This window comes from Nonomuraea sp. NPDC005983, from assembly GCF_040614375.1.
Taxonomy (GTDB): domain Bacteria; phylum Actinomycetota; class Actinomycetes; order Streptosporangiales; family Streptosporangiaceae; genus Nonomuraea.
The window spans coordinates 34,881-52,279 of sequence record NZ_JBEXUP010000042.1 but is presented as its reverse complement, the minus strand read 5'-3'; the positions used below and the strand labels follow the sequence as shown (position 1 = coordinate 52,279).

The window sequence follows — 17,399 nt, the reverse complement described above, 5'->3', positions numbered from 1 at the left end:
TCGGCCTACTGGGCGGCGCAGTCGGGGTAAGGGTCGCGGAGGGCTTCGGCGTCCAGGGGCAGTTCTGTCACAGTGATCGAGGCCTTGCCCGGCTCCGTGAGCCCGCCACAGAGCTCGGGATTGGCGTAGAGCAGCTCCCTGTCGTCGTCGGACAGCCGCCTGAACGCCTGGTACGCGGCCCCCGAGTCGCGTACCGGCGTGGGCTCCGCCCTGGTCGTGAACTCTTCACGCAGCCGCTGGGCCAGCGACCACCCGACCCGCCTACTCGCGTGCGCCGAGCGCGTCGGCCGGGCGGCCGGTGAGGGCGGCACGGGCAGGCAGGACGGTGGCGAGCAGGGCGAGCGCTGCCGCGGTGACGACCACCGCGAGGTAGCCGAGCGGCGGGATGTGCGGCACAGGCGAGTCCGTCATGCCCATGCTGAACGCCGACAGGGTGAGCAGCGCGATTCCCGTCCCGATGACCACGGCGATCGCGACCGCCGCCAGGGTCTCCAGCCGCAGCATCCGCAGCACCTGCCGCCGCGTGGTGCCGACCAGGCGCAGCAGGGCGAGCTCCCGCGACCTCGCCGACGTCGACATGGCCAGGGTGTTGACCACGGCGATCGCGGTGAACGCGATGATCAGGCCCATCGCCACGTAGGAGACCTCCGCGTTGGACGTGCCCGCCTCGGCGGCCGGGGACGCGTCCCCGATCCCCGGCACCGCCCGTTCCAGGTCGGCCCGCGTCACCGTGGGGGCCGTGACCAGCGCCGTCCCGAGCGGGTCGTCCACGTGCGGGACCACCAGCGCGTGGGAGAGCGTGAGGTCGCCGAACCCGAGCCCGCGGGCGTAGACGGCGATGACGCGCAGCTCGGCGGGCGTCCCGTCACCGAGGGTCAGCCGGATCTTCTCGCCCACCGTGACGCCGAGCCGCTCGGCCGCCGTCCGGCTGACCGCGACGGAGCCGTCGTCGAGGCCGTCGAGCGAGCCGGAGAGCACGCCCAGGTCCATGGTGCTGCCGAGCCCGTCGGGGGTCACGGCCTGCGCGCCGTACTTGTCCAGGCCCACCCGCACCGAGGTGTGCAGCACCTCGGTGACCGCCTCGACCCCCGGGACCTTCCGCACGGCCGCCGCCGCGCCGGACGGGACGTGCGGCCCGAGGACGTGCCCCGCCCTGGTGCCCGCTGCCGCCTGCTCCTGCGCCGCGTGCCCCATGGTGGTCTGCACGAACAGGATCACGCAGGTCATCGCCACCATCAGGGTGAGCGGCGTGACGACGGAGGCCAGCCGCTTGGCCCCGGCCCTGAGGTTGGCCGCGGCCAGGTACCCGCCCACCCGGGACGCGCGCAGCGCCACCGCGAGCACGGCCGTCGCCGCGTCCGCGATCAGCGGGCCGAGCAGGGCCACGGCGACCGTCCACACCAGTGCGGTGAGCATGGTGACCGGGCTCGCCGCCGCCTCGACCGACAGGGACGACAGCACCACCGTCAGCGCCACGCCGCCCCCGGCGCACAGCAGCCCCGCGACCAGCCTGCCCGGAGGGATCCGCGTGGTGGGAAGGGCCGCCTCCCCGAGCGCCTCGACCGGGCGGATCCGCACCGCGCGGCGGGCTGAGAGGCGAGCCGCCGCCCACGCCGCCGCCACGGTGGCCGCCAGCGCGGCGAGCAGCGGGAACGGGCTGACCACCAGCTGCAGGTTCTCCGGCATCGCGTCCAGCGCGACGAACCTGGACCGCAACCAGAATCCCAGCCCGACTCCGGCCGCCGAGCCGAGGAGCCCGGCCACCACGCTGACCAGCAGCGCCTCGCCGCCGAGCATCCGGCGGACCTGGCGCGGGGTGGCCGCGACGGCCCTGAGCAGCGCGATCTCTCGCTGGCGCTGCTGGATGGAGAGCGCGAACGTGCCGACCACGACGAGGATCGCCACCAGCAGCGAGGTGCCGCCGAGGGCGCCGCCCAGGCTGATCAGCTTCACCCGTGCCTTCTCGGCGTCTGGGAACTCGACGGTGCCGCGTTCGTCCCCGGTGTAGGCGAGGGCCGTCGTGTCGTGCAGCGCTCCGGACACGTCCACTGCGGGGAAGACGCCGATCGCGCTGACCTGCCCCGGCCGTCCTGCCAGGCGCCGGGCCTCGGCGGTGGCGAAGAACAGGGAGTCCTGGCCGGGCAGGTCCTGGGAGGTGACGCCGGTGACCAGGTAGGTGCCGGTGCCCGCAGGCGTTCGCACGGGCACGCGCGCGCCCACGGAGATCCCCGTCCCGGCCTCCGCGACGACCTCGCCCGCCGTCCTCGGCTCGCGTCCCGCGCGCAGCGTGAACGGGGTGAGCGGCGCCGACTCCCAGCCGTGCCCCTGGAAGGGGCGGCCCGCGAGGTAGGCGGGGAAGGTCACCTCGGTCACCACCCGCGAGACGCCGGGGACCCGGCGCACGCGCTCGGCCAGGGACGCGGGAACCCAGGCCCGCTCCGCCACCGGCTTGGCCTTCGTCTTGGTCTTCTCCGGCTTGCGGATCGTCTCTCTGACGAACTGGTCGCCGGTGACGATCATCGGAGTGCCCGCGTAGCGCTCGGGGGCGACGCCGCCGCGCAGTCCCGTCTCCAGCAGCATGCCGCAGGCGCAGACCAGCGCGGCGGCGCAGAGCAGCGCGACGAACGCGCCGGCGAACGCGGCCACGCGGTGCCGCAGCGTCCTCAAAGCCAGGGAGATCAACGGACCCACGCTCCCAGCCTGGTCATCCGCTCGGCGACCTGCTCCGAGGTGGGAGCCGTCACGGAGTCCACGATCCTGCCGTCGGCCAGGAACAGCGCCACGTCGGCGTAGGACGCGGCCACCGGGTCGTGGGTGACCATGACCACCGTCTGCCCCGTCGCGTCCACGATCTCCCGGAGCAGCGTCAGCACGTCGCGGGCGGTCATCGTGTCGAGCGCGCCGGTGGGCTCGTCGCCGAACACCACCTCGGGCCTGGTCACTAGCGCCCTGGCGATGGCCACCCGCTGCTGCTGGCCACCCGACAGCTGGGCGGGGCGGTGGCCGGTCCGCCCCTCCAGGCCCACCCTGGACACCACCTCGTCCAGCCAGGCCCGGTCCGGCCGGACACCCGCCAGCCGCAGGGGCAGCGTGATGTTCTCGATCACGGTGAGCGCCGCGACCAGGTTGAACGCCTGGAACACGAAGCCGACGCGCTGCCTGCGCAGCTCGGTCAGCGCCGTCTCGTCCATCCCGGCCAGTTCGCTGCCGCCGAGCCGGACCGAGCCCGAGGACGGCACGTCCAGGCCCGCCGCGCAGTGCAGGAACGTGCTCTTGCCCGACCCCGACGGGCCCATGACCGCGGTGAAGCTCCCGCGGGGAATGCCCACCGACACCTCGCGCAGGGCCGCGACCGCGCCCTGGCCCTTCCCGTACACCTTGCTCACGGCGTCCATACGCACCACATCTGTCATGCTTCGACCCTGCTGGACGGAGGCGGCGCGGCCCAGAGAGGCGGTCACGCGTGCGCCATGACCTCGTCATGATCTGGACACTGGTAGACATATCCCTGTGATTCGTGTGCTGCTGGCGGAGGACCAGCACGTCATCAGAGGCGCCCTGGTCGCGCTGCTCGGCCTCGAACCGGACCTGGAGATCGTGGCCGCGGTCGAGTCGGGCGACGCCGCCGTCCCCTCGGCCCTGGTTCATCTGCCGGACGTCGCGGTGCTCGACGTCGACATGCCCGGAACGCTCGACGGCCTGGCCGCCGCGGCCGAGCTGCGCGCGAAGCTGCCGTCGTGCCGGACGGTCATGCTGACAGGGCACGGCAAGCCGGGCCACCTGCGCCGCGCGCTCGGCGCGCAGGTGGACGGATTCCTGCTGAAGACCGCGCCGCCCGAGGAGCTGATCGCGGCGATCCGCAAGGTCGTGGCGGGAGGACGCGTGCTCGACCCCTCGCTCGCGGTCACCGCCTGGGACCTGGCCGACAACCCGCTCACGCCCCGGGAGGCCGACGTGCTGCGCCTGATCGCGGGCGGCGCCGACGCGACGGAGATAGCGGCGCAGCTCTTTCTCGGCGCGGGGACGGTACGCAACTATCTGACGGCCATCGTCGCCAAGCTGAACGCCCGCAACCGCACGGACGCCGTCCGCATCGCCACCGAGGCGGGCTGGATCTAACCCGCCGGCGTCGGCGCCTCGGCCGTCAGCTCGAACCAGCCGTCCGCACAGGACGTGCCGAGCCGCCCGTCCAGCGCCGCCAGGCGGGTGGTCAGGTTGCCGATCCCGGACGAGCCGGGCCGCCCTCCGGCGGAGCGGACACCGTCGTTGCGCACGGCCAGCCGTACCGTGCCCTCCCCCGCCGCCGTCGTGATCGCGCACTGCCGCGCCGAGCTGTGCCTGAGCACGTTGGTCACCGCCTCGCGCAGCACCGTGGCCAGGACGTTCTCCACCTCGGCGGACAGCTCGTCGTGCGCCAGGTCCAGCTCCACCCGGATGCCCGCGGCGGCCAGCACCGACCGTGCCGACCCGGCCTCGGCCGCCAGCGAGAGCGCCTGCTGCCCTCCGGAGACGACCCGCAGGTCGGCCTCCGCCTTCTGGGCCATCGTGAGCACGTCCTCCAGCTCGGCCCTGGCCCGTACGGGGTCGAGGCGTCTGGCCAGCTCGCACTTGAGCAGGATGGCTGCCAGGCTGTGCCCGAGCAGGTCGTGCAGGTCCCGGGCGGCGCGCAGGCGCTCCTCGACCACGGCTGACCGGGCCAGCGCCTGCCTGGCCTCCTGCAGCTCCTTCACCAGCTGGGCGAGCTTGAGCAGCCCGTACACGACCAGCCCCGTCACCAGCGTGCTCACGGTGTAGTTGGCCGTCACCGGGAGCGGCAGGCCGAGCAGCACCGAGCTCACCGCCACGCTCGTCATCACGGCCGCCACCAGCGGCCAGGCCACCGTCCACCGGAACGCGAGCAGCACCGGGCCGGCGAGAAACCCGGCCACGCCCAGCCACGCCTTCCCGAACACGGGTATCGGCAGGTAGGTGAGCAGCGCCATCAGCGCGAGCGCGCGCATGTGCCGCCCGTTGATCGCCCGGATCTGCATGGCGACGATCATCATCTGGCAGGCCGCCGCGGGCACCACCAGGCTCTCCGGGACGATCAGCAGCCCCTTGACCACGAACCCGACCAGCACGGCGGCCAGCAGCGCGACGGACAGCCGATAGGCGCCCGGGTCGTCGGTGGTCTCCACCGGCCCCTCGGGCAGCGCCGCCTCGACGGTCAGCCAGCCCTCGGCGGACAGGCCCGTGACCAGGCTGCCGCCTGCCTGCTCCAGCTGCCGGGCCAGGTCGGCCAGGTAACCGTCCTCGGCCGTGGGGGCGCCGTCGTGCGTGACGCGCAGCCGTATCATCCCGCCCGGCTCGACCGCCTCGGCGGTGGTCTCGATCACACACGTCCTGGCGGTGCTCCGCCGCACGGCCTCGGTCACCGTCTCCCGCAGCACCGCCGCGAGCAGCGCGCCCGCTGGGCCCAGCGGCTCACGGTGCCCGACACGGATCTCCGTCGTGACTCCGGCGGCGGTCAGCATCGCCCGAGCGGTCGTCATCTCGGGCGTCAGGGACGAGGCGCGGTAGCCCGCCGCGGCGCCCCTGGCGTCCGCCAGGGACCGGCGAGCCGTGCTGACGACCTCGCCGAGCACGTCCGCCGCGCGCTCCGGCTGCGCCAGGACGGCCCGGACGCCCGTCGTGATCGCCGTCAGCCCGCTGCCGAAGCCGTCGCTCAGCTCGGTGGCGATCCGCAGCCGCTCCTCGGCCGCCGCCGCCACCGCCAGGGCCAGCCGGGCGGCGTGCACCTCGTCCACCCGTTCGGTGAGCCGGGTGAGCCCGTAGACCACCAGCGCGATGAGCATCATGCTGATCGCGGGGTCCACCGGGCCGATCACCGCGGCGCTGACGGCCACCAGCGGGGCCAGCGGCCAGGCAGGGGTCAGCAGCAGCGACCCGCCGAGGAAGCCGAGCAGCCCGACGGAGGTGCCGAACCCGAGCGTGGCCGCGTACCCGACGATCGCCTGCGCGACCAGCAACCACGGGCGCCTGAACCGGCGCAGGGGGCGCAGCACGTAGACGAGCTGGAGGCCGAACGCCACGAGTGCGAGCGCCGAGCCCGCGAGCACGTAGACGGACGTGAACCCGGCGAGCACCACGATCACGATCCCCTGCGCCAGCCGAGGTACCCGAACCTGCGACACCCCGCTCCCCCCGCGTCAGACCGACGCAAGACTACGGGGGGAGCGGGGAAGGCGAGCCTGCCGGGGTCAGTCGCAGACCACGTCGCGGGCCGGGCGCCGGCCGCTGACCAGGAAGTCGGTCACGGCCTTGTCGCCGCAGGCGTTGCCGTTGGCGAGGTAGGAGCCGTGGCCGCCCGAGTCCACGCTGACCATGCGCGCCCGCTCGCCGAACGCCTCGCGCATCCGCAGCGCGCCGCTGTGCGGAGTGGAGGGGTCACGCAGGTTCTGGACGAGCAGGACGTTGGACGGGCCGCGCGAGGTGACCCGCACGGGCCGCTCGGCGGGCCGGTAGGGCCAGAAGGCGCACGGCCCCATGTTGACCGGCATGCCCGCGGTGAGCGGGTAGGCGGCCCGGTTGCGGGTGACCAGCCGCTGGTGCGCGCCGACCGAGTCGGGCCACTCCACGTCGTTGCACATGGTCGCGCCGGCGGTGGCGGCGATGGTCTGCATGACCGCGTCCGGCGGGGTGTTGGGCGCGGGCAGCGGACCCGAGGCCAGCGCCGCCTTCATAAGCCCGGCCAGCGCGGGGAAGTTCGCGTCGGAGTAGAAGGCGTTGAGCATCGTCTCCCGCAGCACGTTGCCGTTCAGCTCGGGCGGGTTGCTGCCCTGCCAGGGCAGGGGTTCCCGGTCCAGCCGGGCGGCGAGCCCGATCACGGTGCGGCGGACCGCGGCCGGGTCGGCGCCCAGGCCGTACTCGCCGTCGCGGGCCGCCGCCCACGCGGCGAAGTCGGGAAAGCGGTCCTCGACGCCCACCGCGTAGTTCGCCAGCCAGGTGCGGGCCACCCGGTGCGGGTCGGGGTCGTCGTTGCTGTCGAGCACGACCCGATCGGTACGGCCGGGGAACATCGTGGCATAGGCGGCGCCGGCGTAGGTCCCGTAGGAGACGCCCCAGTACGACAGGCGCTCCTCGCCCAGGGCGGCGCGGATGCGGTCGAGGTCCCTCGCCTCGTTGCGGGTGCTGATGTGGCGCAGCAACGGCCCGGCGTTGCGGGCGCACGCCTCGGCGATCCTGCGCGACCAGTTCACGTTCTCGGTGATGTCGCCGTCGGCCGAGGGCCAGGGCTTGAGCCGGGTCGGGGCGAGGTCGTCATGGTCGAGGCCGCAGCTGACGGGCGTGCTCTGGCCGACGCCGCGCGGGTCGAAGCTGACGAGGTCGTAACGGTCGAGCACCTCCTGGGGCAGGCGGCCCGCCAGCGTGCTGGGACGGTTCAGGCCGGGGCTGCCCGGCCCGCCGGGGATGAAGACCAGGACGCCCCTGCGCAGGCCCGGCTTGGCCGTCCGGATCCTGGAGACGGCCACCGAGATCGCCTCACCGGCCGGCGCGCTGTAGTCGAGCGGCACCTGGAGGGTCGTGCACTCCTGCCGGGCATCGACACCTGAGGCGGCTGGGCAGGCGCCCCAGGTGGGCGAGGCGGTCTGGGCGGCCGGAACAGTGGGGGCGATGGCCAGGGCGACCAGCGCGGCGGCGATGGGGTTCATGGCGACAAGTCTGCTGGTCACGGGCTCGGAGCCCCAGGTACGTGATCATCGATCGACCATGACGTCATCACAAGCCGGACATATCGCCCTTGCGGGCACTGTCCCAGGTCGCGGGATGGTGGTCGGGGCCCGTCCGATCACTTCGGCCTCCGCGGATCGGACGACGACGGACTCGTTGAAGCTCGGCACGATCAGCGACATCGGTGTGACTCCTTGCCTGGTGTGGGTTTTCAGACGGCGAACAGCAGGGCGGCGCTGATGAGGACGACCACGGCGGTGGCGAAGTGGATGCCGAAGGCGACCGCCTTGGTGCCGCCGTGGCGCAGGACGATAAGGGTGTCGCCGAGAGGGGCGATGGCGACGGCGAGCATGAACCAGGCCTCGGCGCGGGCGCCCACGAAGGCGAGCAGGGCGATACCGACGACGCCGAAGGTGAAGTCGCGCAGGCCCTTGATGGTCAGGTAGGCGGCGTCTCCGTCCGGCTTGGCGGCGACTCCGTAGCCGGCCGCCGAGGCCTGCGGCACCACGAGGAAGCGGAGGCCGATGTAGAGGATCAGGAGGTCGAGGGCGATGGCCAGTCCGTAGGCGGCGGTGGTGAGCATGACGTTCTCCTTTTGCTAGCAGCGCTAGATGCGAGAGCGAAACTAGCATAACTTCGACAGGAACGCTAGCGGTGCTAGAATGACTGTCATGTCTATCCAGAGTCGCCGGGAGCGCGAGCGAGCAGAGCGGGAACGGTTGATCGTCACGGCCGCGCGGGAACTGGCCGAATCAGAAGGCTGGGACGCGGTGACCACGCGGCGGCTCGCCGAGGAGATCGAGTACAGCCAGCCGGTCCTCTACAGCCACTTCAAGGACAAGGGCGCCATCATGGCGGCGGTCGCGGTGGAGGGCTGCGCCGACCTCGCCGCCGAACTGCACGCGGCCCGCACGGCGGCGGGCCCGCAGCAGGTGCTCGCCGCCGTCGGTGCGGCGTACGCGGCGTTCGCCGAGCAACGACCCGCGCTCTACGACGTGATATTCACGCACGCCGTCGACCTGCCGTTCGCCACCCCCCAGGCGCCTGCCGCCCTGCAGGCCGCCTTCGGCGAGCTGCGCGAGAGCCTGCGACCGCTGGCGAAGGACGACAACCTGGATGTGCTCACCGAGACCTTCTGGAGCGGGCTGCACGGGCTCGTCACGCTCATGCGCAACGGCAGGCTCCGCCGCGAGGACCATGAACGCCGGCTGGCTCTCCTGATCGCACGCTTCTCACGCTGATCAGCGAGGCCGCTCCGTGCCCCTGATCACGCGCTTCTCACGCTGATCAGCGAGGCGGCTCGGCAGTCCTGATCACGAGCGCTTCCGGGTCGGCGGGCACGACCGGCCTCACCGGTTGTGCAGGTACGCGGCCAGGACCTTCGCGTACTTCACCGTTGCCCGCTCGTCGTCCGCAGCCTGCAGGCTGACGACGAGCCGGCCCACCACGACCAGGGCCAGATCCTGGTGACCATGACCGTTCTCGTACGCCCGCAGATACGCTCCCCCGCCGAGCGCTCGCAGGCCGTGCTCGCCGGGAGCGTTCTGCTCGTCGTCGAAACGCGCGGCAGCAAGGAGACGGCCGGCGAACCCGGGCGTGTCCGCCATCCACGCGATGGCGACCCGCAGGACGGGATCGTGCTCGTCGGACGGGATCAGCGTGCAGACGGCGGGTCTCCCGAACTCCGTCTCCGACCGGTGGTCGTACCCCTTGCCGCCGGCGGGCAGCGTGTCAGGGGGGAGGAGCGAGCACGGGTCCGGCCAGGCGGTGAAGCGCGTTCCGTGCACCTCGATCGACTCTCCCGCCTGATCCGCCCCTTCCAGGCGGAACACGGTCACCGCGGGCCCGTCCGCGCCGGTCGCTCTGATGACCACGGAGTTCCCCGAGACGCCCAGGATGCTGGCGCCCAGCCCGTGGAGCGGAAGCGGAAAGATCGCTCGTCGCCCGTCCGCTAACGACCGCACGTCGAGGAAGACCAGCGTGTCGCCCTCGTCGGCCTTCGGGTTCAGCAGCGAGTAGGCGAACCGGCGATCGGCGCTCACGAGTGGCTCCCTCTCTGAGCCCCACACGTCCGGCAGGCCGGGCCGCTTCCACAGCAGGTGCGCCGCCTCGTCATAGGCCATCGCCGACCGCCCGCCGTCGGCCGACGCGATAACCATGCCGCTGCCCCGCGGCCCCTGGATCACCTGCTCCACCTCGATGCCGGATCCCGGGACGCGGTGACGCACGGCGCCACCCGCCCCGACGTACTCCAGTCCTCCGGGGGACTCCCGCAGGACCAGCTCCCCGACCGCCGCCCACAAGGAGGGGTCCTTCCCGTCCGCGACGCGCTCGTCCAGCACCTGCGCACCGCTGCTCGCGTCGAGGACGAGAATCCGGCGGCCGGGCTCGGACGAGCACAACTCGGTCAGCGCGACGAACCGTCCCCACGAGTCGACGGGGTAGCCGCAGTCGCGCCGCAGCGGCTTCTCCCAGGCCACCGCCCCGCTGCCCGGCATCAGCGCCTGCACCGTCGAACCCGCAACGAGGATCACCCTGCCGTCGGCGACCACCATCCTGTCGGCGTGCTCCGCCAGCTCCCGCGTCCAGAGATGCCGGTCCTTCCCCAGCTCGAACCCGGTCACGACGCCGGGCCCTCCCCGGTTTCCCGCCGAGACGAGGACGTCGCCCACCGCCACGGACATGTCGTCGTCGAGCAGGAAGTCCTCGCGCCACAACCGCGTCCGGCCGGTGCTCACGTCGTGCACCTCCAGGTCGCCGGAGAGCGACGGCGTGGGGCCGCTCGGCAGGATCGCCTCCGCCCCCACCACCATCGCGGGACGCGCGTCCATGCCCTGGCCGAGCCCCTTCGAGGCGAACGACCACGCCTCGCTGATCCCGGTGGGCAGCGCCGACGCCGGCCGGTGCGCGGGAACCGACGCCGAGTCCGCCACGAGCGCGAACGCCCCCGCCACCAGCAACGCGGCCGGCAGGAGGCTCCGGACGCTCAGCATCCCCTGACGCCCCGGTTCCGGAAGTAGGCTTCGACCTCCGTCTTGCGCAGCGCGTGATAGCTCTCCGCGGTCGTGGGCTGGTACACCACGCCGTACTTTCCGGGCGCGACGGCGCTTGTCACCCGGAACGGCCTGCCGTCGGCGTCGAAGACCTCCTGGGTCTCCGTTCTGCCGTCGTACTGGTAGTCGATCACGATGGTGAAGTCGTAGACGCCGCTTCCCGGCATCACCGTCATGTCGAGTGTCACCTGCTCGTCCCGCTTCAGGGAGATGGTCCTGGACTCGAAGTACGGACGCTTGCTCGGCGGCTTGCCCAGGAACGCCGGGGACACCGGGTCGAGGCGCGCCACCATCTCGACCGTGCTCTCCTCTCCCGCCGTCTCGCAGGCGAGCAGGGCGGCCGTCAGCGGCGTGCCCACCTTCTTCACCACCGGGCGGGCGCCGACGACGCGCACCGCCTTGCGCCCGCCGGTCAGCTCCACCCGCACGACCGCCTTGCCGACCGGTGCGCCCTGACGGCGTTTCACCAGGTCGCGCAGCTGCCCCTGCGCCGTCTCTCCGCCGAGCAGGACGCCCTTGTCGGCCCCCTTCGGACGCTCCCCGAGCGCCGTGGCGGTCAACTGCCCGCGCTGCTGGACGACGCTCACGCGAAGCGCCGGCCGCCCCAGGGTGTCCTGGACGACGTCCGCGGCCTCGCCTGAGTCGGCGACCACGCCGAACAGGCCCGTGAACCAGGCTCCACCCACCGCGATCAAGATCGCGGAACACAACCCCGCCAACCACACGATCCGCTTGGCCCGCCCCGAGCCGGATGCCTCGCCGGAACCACCCTCCGGTGAAACGCTCACCTCACCATCATGCCGCCGCGCTGATCGAATAGCACGGGGTCTCAGGGAGGTGAAACGGGCTAGTTCTTCGCCGCGGCTCGCCGGGCTTCGAGGCCGTCGAGGACCCGGTCGAGCCCGTAGCCGAAGTTGTCGACGCGCACCCTCTCCGGGTCGCTGAAGGGGTCGGCCGCGTACAGCGCGTGCAGCCGCGGGTACGGCCGGGCGGCCTCCTCGGCGGTCGCCGACATGCTCTCGACCCACTCCTGCTCGGTGCGGCCGCTGCGGGTGAGTCTGGTCAGCATCGCGGCCTCGCTGGCCGCCATCCCCAGGACGTACGCGACGAGGCTCTTCATGGCCTGGTCGGCCTCCACCAGGTCGAAGCCCGCCGTGGTGAAGACGCCGAGCATGCGGTCGGAGGCCCGCATCAGGTTCGGCCCGAGGTAACACAGCGCCACCTCGTCGAGCACGGAGACGATCCACGGGTGGCGCAGGATCATCGAGCGCAGGCTGCGCGCGGTCGCGGCCGCCGCCTCGCGCCAGGCCGCCGGGTCGTCGACCTCCGGCACCTCCACCTCGCCGTAGATCTCGTCGATGACCAGTTCGATCAGCTCGTCCTTGTTGGCCACGTGCCAGTAGACGGCGGTGGCGACGGCGCCGAGCCGGTTGCCGAGGCGTCGCATGCTCAGGGCGTCGATGCCCTCGCTGTCGAGGAGCTGAAGGGCCTCCGACACGATCTGCTCCTGGCTCAGCGCCGGTTGCTCGCGCCGCCGCCGTCGCGGGCGGGCCCACACCGAGGGGAACGACTGCTCTTCGGCTGGCATGCGGCCTCCTTGCTCTCCCGGCCCAGGATACCGGCCAGTTGTACACCGTGCGAGTGACTGTACAGCTTCAAGGAACTCGAACACTGTCCAGGATTTGAACGGTGTGCAGTTATGCTGCACACTGTGCAACAGCTGCACACCGTTCAAGGAGGTTGTGATGGATCGCCATCCCCGGCGCTGGCTCATCCTGGTCGTGCTCTGTCTCAGCACGTGGGTTCTCGTGGTCGACAACGGAGTGCTCACCGTGGCGATCCCGCCGCTGACGAACGACCTCGGGGCGAGCACCCAGGACATCCAGTGGATCATCGACGGCTACATCCTGGTCTTCGCCGGCCTGCTCCTCACCGCCGGCAGCCTGTCGGACCGCTACGGCCGGCGCCGTGTGATGATCATCGGCCTGCTGGTCTTCGGGGCCGCCTCGCTGGTGGCCACCTACGCCGCGAGCCCGGCAGAGCTGATCGCGGGCCGCGTCCTGATGGGAGTCGGCGGCGCGCTGGTCATGCCGAGCACGCTGTCGATCCTCATCACCGTGTTCGACGACACCGAGCGGCGCAAGGCGATGTCGATCTGGAGCTCGGTGCTCATGGTCGGCATGGTCGGCGGCCCGGTCGTGGGCGGAGCGCTGATCGCCAAGTTCTGGTGGGGCTCGGTCTTCCTGATCAACGTCCCCGTCGTGGTGCTGGCGATCGTCGCGGCCCTGACGTGGATGCCGGAGTCCAAGGGGCCGTGGCGCAAGCCCGACCCTCTCGGCGCGGTCCTGTCCGTGACCGGCATGACCGCCCTGGTCTGGGTGATCATCGCGCTGCCGCAGCACGGCCTCGCCCACCCGGGCACCCTCGCCGCGCTCGCCGTCGCCGTGCTCGGCCTGGTGGGGTTCGTGATCTGGGAGATCCGCACGCCGGACCCGATGGTGCCGTTGCAGCTGTTCCGCGACCGCAACTTCAGCGGCGGCAGCCTCTCCCTCGTGCTGGCGCAGGTCGGCAACGGCGGGCTGCTGCTGGCGCTGACCCAGTACCTGCAGTTCGTGCTCGGCTACTCGCCCACGCAGGCCGGCCTGGCCCTCGCCCCGATGGCGGTGGCCGTGATCGTGGTCAACGGCGTCGGCGCCACCCTGGGCCAGAAGATCGGCAACCGGCCCCTGGTCGTCTCCGGGCTGGTCGTGCTGGCGGCCGCGTTCGGCGTACTGGCGACGCTCTCGGCCGATGACGGCTTCCCGATGGTGGCCACGGCTCTGGTCCTGTTCGGCATCGGAGCCGGCCTGGCGCAGCCGGCCGCCATCGCGGCGCTGATGGGAGCCGTGCCGCCCGAGCACGCCGGGGTCGGGTCCGCCCTCAACGACACCGTCCAGCAGGCCGGCGCCGCGCTCGGGGTCGCCGCCCTGGGCAGCGTCCTGGCCACCACGTTCACCGGCGCCATGCCCGCCTCGGCGCCCGAGGCGGCCCGCCACTCGATCGCCGACGCGCTCGGTGTGGCCGCCCGCGCCGGAGACGCCGGGCTGGCCGCGGCCGCCCGCGACGCCTTCACCACCGCGATGTCCGTCGCCTTCGTGGCCGGCGCCTGCGGCGTGCTCGCCTCCGCCGTCCTGGCCCTCCTGCTGCTGCGCGACCGTAAGGCCGGTCCGGTCGAGGAGCCCGCCGCGAGCCGGCGTTCGACCACGACCTCATGAGGGTCGAGCCGCCGCAGGGCTACCGCCTCACCCCGGCCGCGGTCGACGCGGAACTGATCGCGGACATGCTCGGCTGACGGCTTCACGCAGGCGCGGCCGCCTTCCTGTCGCGGCGTGCCGGTTTCCAGCACAATCGAGGTATGGCGGCTAAGGACGGCGACGGGTGGGCGCAGTGCTCGCGAGGCCACCGGCACTGGGGGCTGCACGGCGCGTCCGGGCTGCTCGCCGTGCACCACGACGAGCAGGGCGTCCCGCACGTGCTGATGCAGAAGCGGTCCTGGTGGAGCCACCACGGCGGCACGTGGGGGCTGCCGGGCGGAGCCCTCGACAGCCACGAGGACGCCGTGGCGGGGGCGCTGCGTGAGGCGTACGAGGAGGCCGCGCTGAGCGGCGACGTGCTGCGCGTGAAGGGCGTCTACCTCGACGACCACGGCGGTTGGGCGTTCGAGACGGTGATCGCCGAGTCACCGGAGCTGCTGGCCGTGGCGCCCGCGAACAGTGAGAGCACCGAGCTGCGCTGGCTGCCGCTGGCCCAGGTCGCCTCCAGGAAGCTGCACCCCGGCTTCGCGGAGACGTGGGCGACCATCCAGCCGACGCTCGCCCCCGATCTGCTCGTGCTGGACGTGGCGAACATCATCGGCGCGCGGGCCGAGCACGGATGGTGGCGCGACCGGCTCGGCGCCGCCCAACGGCTGATCGCCGACGTCGCCGCGGCCCAGCTGAGCCACCCGGTGCTCGCGCGGTGGTTCCCGAGGATCCTGGCGGTCGTCGAAGGCGCCGCGCGCGGCGCCGCGCCGGTCAACGGGGTCCAGGTGGTGGCGGCCACGGGCAGCGGTGACGACACCGTCGTGGACGTCGTCCGGAAGGCCAGGCCGTGGGAGCGGGTGCTCGTCGTCACCGCCGACCGGGCGTTGAAGGAGCGTGTCAGCGAGCTCGGCGCCGAGACCGTCGGGCCGAAGTGGCTGCTTTCACAGCTGGGCGGGTAGCCCGACGTCGAAGGCGGCTCTCAGGCCCGTCACGTCCAGGACGCGCAGCAGCACCCCGTGCACGCCCGTCAGCCTGAGCGCCCCCTGGCGGGCGCCGACCCTGCGTTGGTGCTCGACCAGCACCCACAGACCACTCGAATCGCAGAACGACAGCCGCTCCGCGTCGATGACGATCTCGACCTCGCCCTCCCGGACGAGCCCGGACAGGCAGTCGCCGAGCCGTGGAGCGGTGAGCTTGTCGAGATCTCCGCCGAGGCGCACGACCACGGCACCGCCAGTTCGCTCCACCTCAACGCTGAGATCCGTCACCTCCTGAACGTACACCGCTGCCACGACAGCCGCTATGGTGGTGTGCGCACTGGAGGGTTCGCATAGTGGACGAGTGCAGCCGCCTTGAAAGCGGCCAGGTCAGCGATGGCCTCGTGGGTTCGAATCCCACACCCTCCGCTCTACTCCTGGGCCCCCGCGAAGCCGTCGCCGACGCTCGCCGCCAGCTGGAGGTAGGCGTCCCTGGTCGGCTCCTGCAGCCGGTCGAGATCGATCTCCGCCCCCTCCTCCAGATGCGGGTCGTAGGGGACGCGGATCACCGCCCGGCACCTGGCCGCGAAGTGGGCCTCCAGCTTCTTGATGTCGACCGCCGACTTCGACCGCGGCCTGACGCTGCACAACACCACCGTCGCCTCCCTGACCAGGTCGCCGTAGTGGTGCGCCTCCAGCCAGTCGAGGGTCGCCGACGCCGCCCTGGCGCCGTCCACCGACGGAGAGCTGACCAGCACGATCTGGTCGGCGAGGCCGAGCACGCCGCCCATCGCCGAGTGCAGCAGCCCGGTGCCGCAGTCGGTGAGGCAGATCGAGTAGAAGTTCTCCAGCACCTGTGAGACCGCCTGGTAGTCGGCGCCGCTGAACGCCTCCGACACCGACGGGTCGCGGTCGGAGGCCAGCACCTCCAGGCGCGAGGGGGCCTGCGAGGTGAACGCCCTGATGTCGACGTACCGCTTGACCTGGTCGCGCTCGTTCAGCAGGTCGCGGACCGTGGCCGAGGTCTCCAGCTCCACCTTGTCCGACAGGGTCCCGCGGTCGGGGTTCGCGTCGACGGCGATCACGCGGTCGCCGCGCACCTGGGCCAGCGTCGCGCCCAGGCCGACCGTGGTCGTGGTCTTGCCGACGCCGCCTTTCAGGCTCAGCACGGCCACCCGGTGGTGCCCGGTGGCGACCGGGGTGCGGGCCCTGGTCAGCAGCTCGCGGCGGCGGCGGATCTCCGGCGGCTCGCCCGGCTTGATCCAGCCGCCGGACGCCTTGTAGACCAGGCGGCGCCAGCCCTTGGACGGCGCGTTGCGCCTGCCGCGCAGCAGGCTCTCGGGGTCGAGGCTGTCGGCGTTCGGCCTGCCGGTGACCGGGGGGCGCGGCGGGGCGGTGAACACCGGGATCGGCGCGGGACGGCGCCGGGACGGACGCGGCTCCTCAGCCGGCGGCTCGAACGCGGCCGGCCGCTCCAACGCGCCCGGCCGCTCGAACGGCCGTGAACGCTCGACAGGACGCGGCTCCTCAAACGCACGGGGCTCCTCAAACGCACGGGGCTCCTCGAACGCACGCGGCCTGCCGAGAGCGCGCGGCTCCTCGAAGGGGCTGGGCGTATCGAGAGGGTGGGGCTCGTCGGAGGGCGGCGCTTTGTCCGCCTGGCGCACTCCGCTGGAGGCGAGGGGCTCGTCCGGGGTGCGCGGTTCGTCGAAGGGCGGGCGGTCGCCCTCGGTGGGCGGCTCGTCCGTGGTGCTCGGCTCGCCGGCCGGGCGGGGGGCCGGGGCGGGCTCGTCGAAGGCGAGCGGCGACTCCTCGGCCTCCTGCTTGGCGGTGGTCTCGGACGTCCCGCGCGGCTCCGGCTCGTCAGAGGTCTCAGGCGTCGTCCACGACGGCCGTTCGGGCCAGGAGGTCTCTTCCCCGCGCGTCTGGTCGGCGGGCTCCTCGGTGTCCGTGAACGAGAACGCGAACGGGTCGGTGTCGTCAGGACGCGGCAGCGGCTTCAGCGGAGCGAGGAACGCGTCGCCGTCCTGCCTGCCCAGGCTGACGGGGGGCACGACCGGCTCGTCCTTCGCGTCGTCCGTCTTGGACGCCGTCTCCAGCCACTCGGCGGCCTCGCTCTCCCCTTCCGGCAGTTCCTCGGCGGCGGCCGACCCGTACACGGTGTCGACGGCGGCGCGGAACAGCGGCGGGGTGGGCGTGTCGGGCGGCGTCGGCACGAGCTGCCACGGGTCAGGGGGGTACGGCGACGTAACCGCCTCGTCGACGGGGACGTTCGCAGCGCTGACCCTGACCGGCGTCTCTTCCGTCTCCTTGATCGCGTCAAGCCAGGCCAGCTGTTCCTCGAGAGATTCCTCTCGATCGTGTCTTGCCACCGTGTT

At 72.6% G+C, this 17,399-nt stretch carries 15 protein-coding genes and 1 tRNA gene; 5 read left to right on the top strand and 11 right to left on the bottom strand.

Annotated elements, in window-relative coordinates:
* Positions 1-5: 5 nt before the first annotated feature.
* Genes ABZ297_RS20095 through ABZ297_RS20085 form a run of 3 tightly spaced genes read right to left on the bottom strand, consistent with a single transcriptional unit; the run spans position 6 to position 3,413 of the window.
* Positions 6-311, bottom strand: coding sequence for a hypothetical protein (locus ABZ297_RS20095; protein ID WP_355347970.1), 306 nt, complete (start codon positions 309-311; stop codon positions 6-8).
* Positions 262-2,691, bottom strand: coding sequence for an FtsX-like permease family protein (locus tag ABZ297_RS20090; protein WP_355347967.1), 2,430 nt, complete (start codon positions 2,689-2,691; stop codon positions 262-264). Before ABZ297_RS20090 ends, ABZ297_RS20095 begins: the two co-directional genes overlap by 50 nt.
* On the bottom strand, positions 2,679-3,413 hold the full coding sequence (locus ABZ297_RS20085; RefSeq protein WP_355347964.1) for an ABC transporter ATP-binding protein: 735 nt from the start codon (positions 3,411-3,413) through the stop codon (positions 2,679-2,681). The genes ABZ297_RS20090 and ABZ297_RS20085 overlap by 13 nt, the downstream gene beginning before the upstream one ends.
* A gap of 97 nt (positions 3,414-3,510) precedes the next feature.
* Here ABZ297_RS20085 and ABZ297_RS20080 point away from each other — a divergent pair, with 97 nt between their 5' ends.
* Entirely contained in the window at positions 3,511-4,119 is a 609-nt protein-coding gene (locus tag ABZ297_RS20080) for a response regulator transcription factor (protein WP_355347961.1), read from the top strand.
* On the opposite strand, the gene ABZ297_RS20075 is transcribed toward ABZ297_RS20080, so the two are convergent.
* The 3 genes from ABZ297_RS20075 to ABZ297_RS20065 all read right to left on the bottom strand — a co-directional run bounded on the left by ABZ297_RS20075 (position 4,116) and on the right by ABZ297_RS20065 (position 8,293).
* Entirely contained in the window at positions 4,116-6,173 is a 2,058-nt protein-coding gene (locus ABZ297_RS20075; RefSeq protein ID WP_355347958.1) for a histidine kinase, read from the bottom strand. The genes ABZ297_RS20080 and ABZ297_RS20075 overlap by 4 nt on opposite strands.
* A gap of 66 nt (positions 6,174-6,239) precedes the next feature.
* The gene (locus ABZ297_RS20070) at positions 6,240-7,691 is read right to left on the bottom strand and encodes an alpha/beta hydrolase (RefSeq protein WP_355347955.1); all 1,452 of its coding nucleotides are present in this window, start codon (positions 7,689-7,691) and stop codon (positions 6,240-6,242) included.
* Positions 7,692-7,921: 230 nt separating this feature from the next.
* Positions 7,922-8,293 (bottom strand): DUF4267 domain-containing protein, encoded by a 372-nt coding sequence (locus ABZ297_RS20065; protein WP_355347953.1) that lies wholly within the window; start codon positions 8,291-8,293, stop codon positions 7,922-7,924.
* A gap of 88 nt (positions 8,294-8,381) precedes the next feature.
* On the opposite strand from ABZ297_RS20065, the gene ABZ297_RS20060 reads away from it, so the two are divergent.
* Positions 8,382-8,951: a TetR/AcrR family transcriptional regulator gene (locus tag ABZ297_RS20060; RefSeq protein WP_355347950.1), complete on the top strand. Its 570-nt coding sequence runs from the start codon at positions 8,382-8,384 to the stop codon at positions 8,949-8,951.
* Positions 8,952-9,059: 108 nt separating this feature from the next.
* On the opposite strand, the gene ABZ297_RS20055 is transcribed toward ABZ297_RS20060, so the two are convergent.
* From ABZ297_RS20055 to ABZ297_RS20045, 3 genes are read right to left on the bottom strand one after another with little or no spacing between them, the layout of a single operon-like run.
* Positions 9,060-10,703 (bottom strand): PQQ-binding-like beta-propeller repeat protein, encoded by a 1,644-nt coding sequence (locus tag ABZ297_RS20055; RefSeq protein ID WP_355347947.1) that lies wholly within the window; start codon positions 10,701-10,703, stop codon positions 9,060-9,062.
* Positions 10,697-11,551, bottom strand: coding sequence for a hypothetical protein (locus ABZ297_RS20050; RefSeq protein ID WP_355347945.1), 855 nt, complete (start codon positions 11,549-11,551; stop codon positions 10,697-10,699). Before ABZ297_RS20050 ends, ABZ297_RS20055 begins: the two co-directional genes overlap by 7 nt.
* A gap of 59 nt (positions 11,552-11,610) precedes the next feature.
* Complete coding sequence (locus ABZ297_RS20045; protein ID WP_355347942.1) at positions 11,611-12,351, bottom strand: TetR/AcrR family transcriptional regulator C-terminal domain-containing protein; 741 nt, start codon at positions 12,349-12,351, stop codon at positions 11,611-11,613.
* Positions 12,352-12,508: 157 nt separating this feature from the next.
* On the opposite strand from ABZ297_RS20045, the gene ABZ297_RS20040 reads away from it, so the two are divergent.
* Positions 12,509-14,017 carry an MFS transporter gene (locus tag ABZ297_RS20040; RefSeq protein ID WP_355347939.1) on the top strand — a complete coding sequence of 503 codons (1,509 nt, stop codon included), beginning with the start codon at positions 12,509-12,511 and terminating at the stop codon, positions 14,015-14,017.
* A 140-nt stretch (positions 14,018-14,157) separates the two neighbouring features.
* The gene (locus ABZ297_RS20035; RefSeq protein WP_355347937.1) at positions 14,158-15,003 is read left to right on the top strand and encodes an NUDIX domain-containing protein; all 846 of its coding nucleotides are present in this window, start codon (positions 14,158-14,160) and stop codon (positions 15,001-15,003) included.
* Here ABZ297_RS20035 and ABZ297_RS20030 read toward each other — a convergent pair.
* Complete coding sequence (locus ABZ297_RS20030) at positions 14,986-15,312, bottom strand: STAS domain-containing protein (RefSeq protein ID WP_355347934.1); 327 nt, start codon at positions 15,310-15,312, stop codon at positions 14,986-14,988. The two genes, ABZ297_RS20035 and ABZ297_RS20030, sit on opposite strands and share 18 nt — an antisense overlap.
* Positions 15,313-15,363: 51 nt before the next feature.
* Between ABZ297_RS20030 and ABZ297_RS20025 the strand changes: the two genes are divergently transcribed.
* A tRNA-Ser gene (locus ABZ297_RS20025) sits at positions 15,364-15,450 on the top strand.
* A 2-nt stretch (positions 15,451-15,452) separates the two neighbouring features.
* Here ABZ297_RS20025 and ABZ297_RS20020 read toward each other — a convergent pair.
* A complete protein-coding gene (locus tag ABZ297_RS20020; protein ID WP_355347931.1) occupies positions 15,453-17,393 on the bottom strand; it encodes an AAA family ATPase in 1,941 nt (646 codons plus the stop codon).
* Positions 17,394-17,399: the final 6 nt, after the last annotated feature.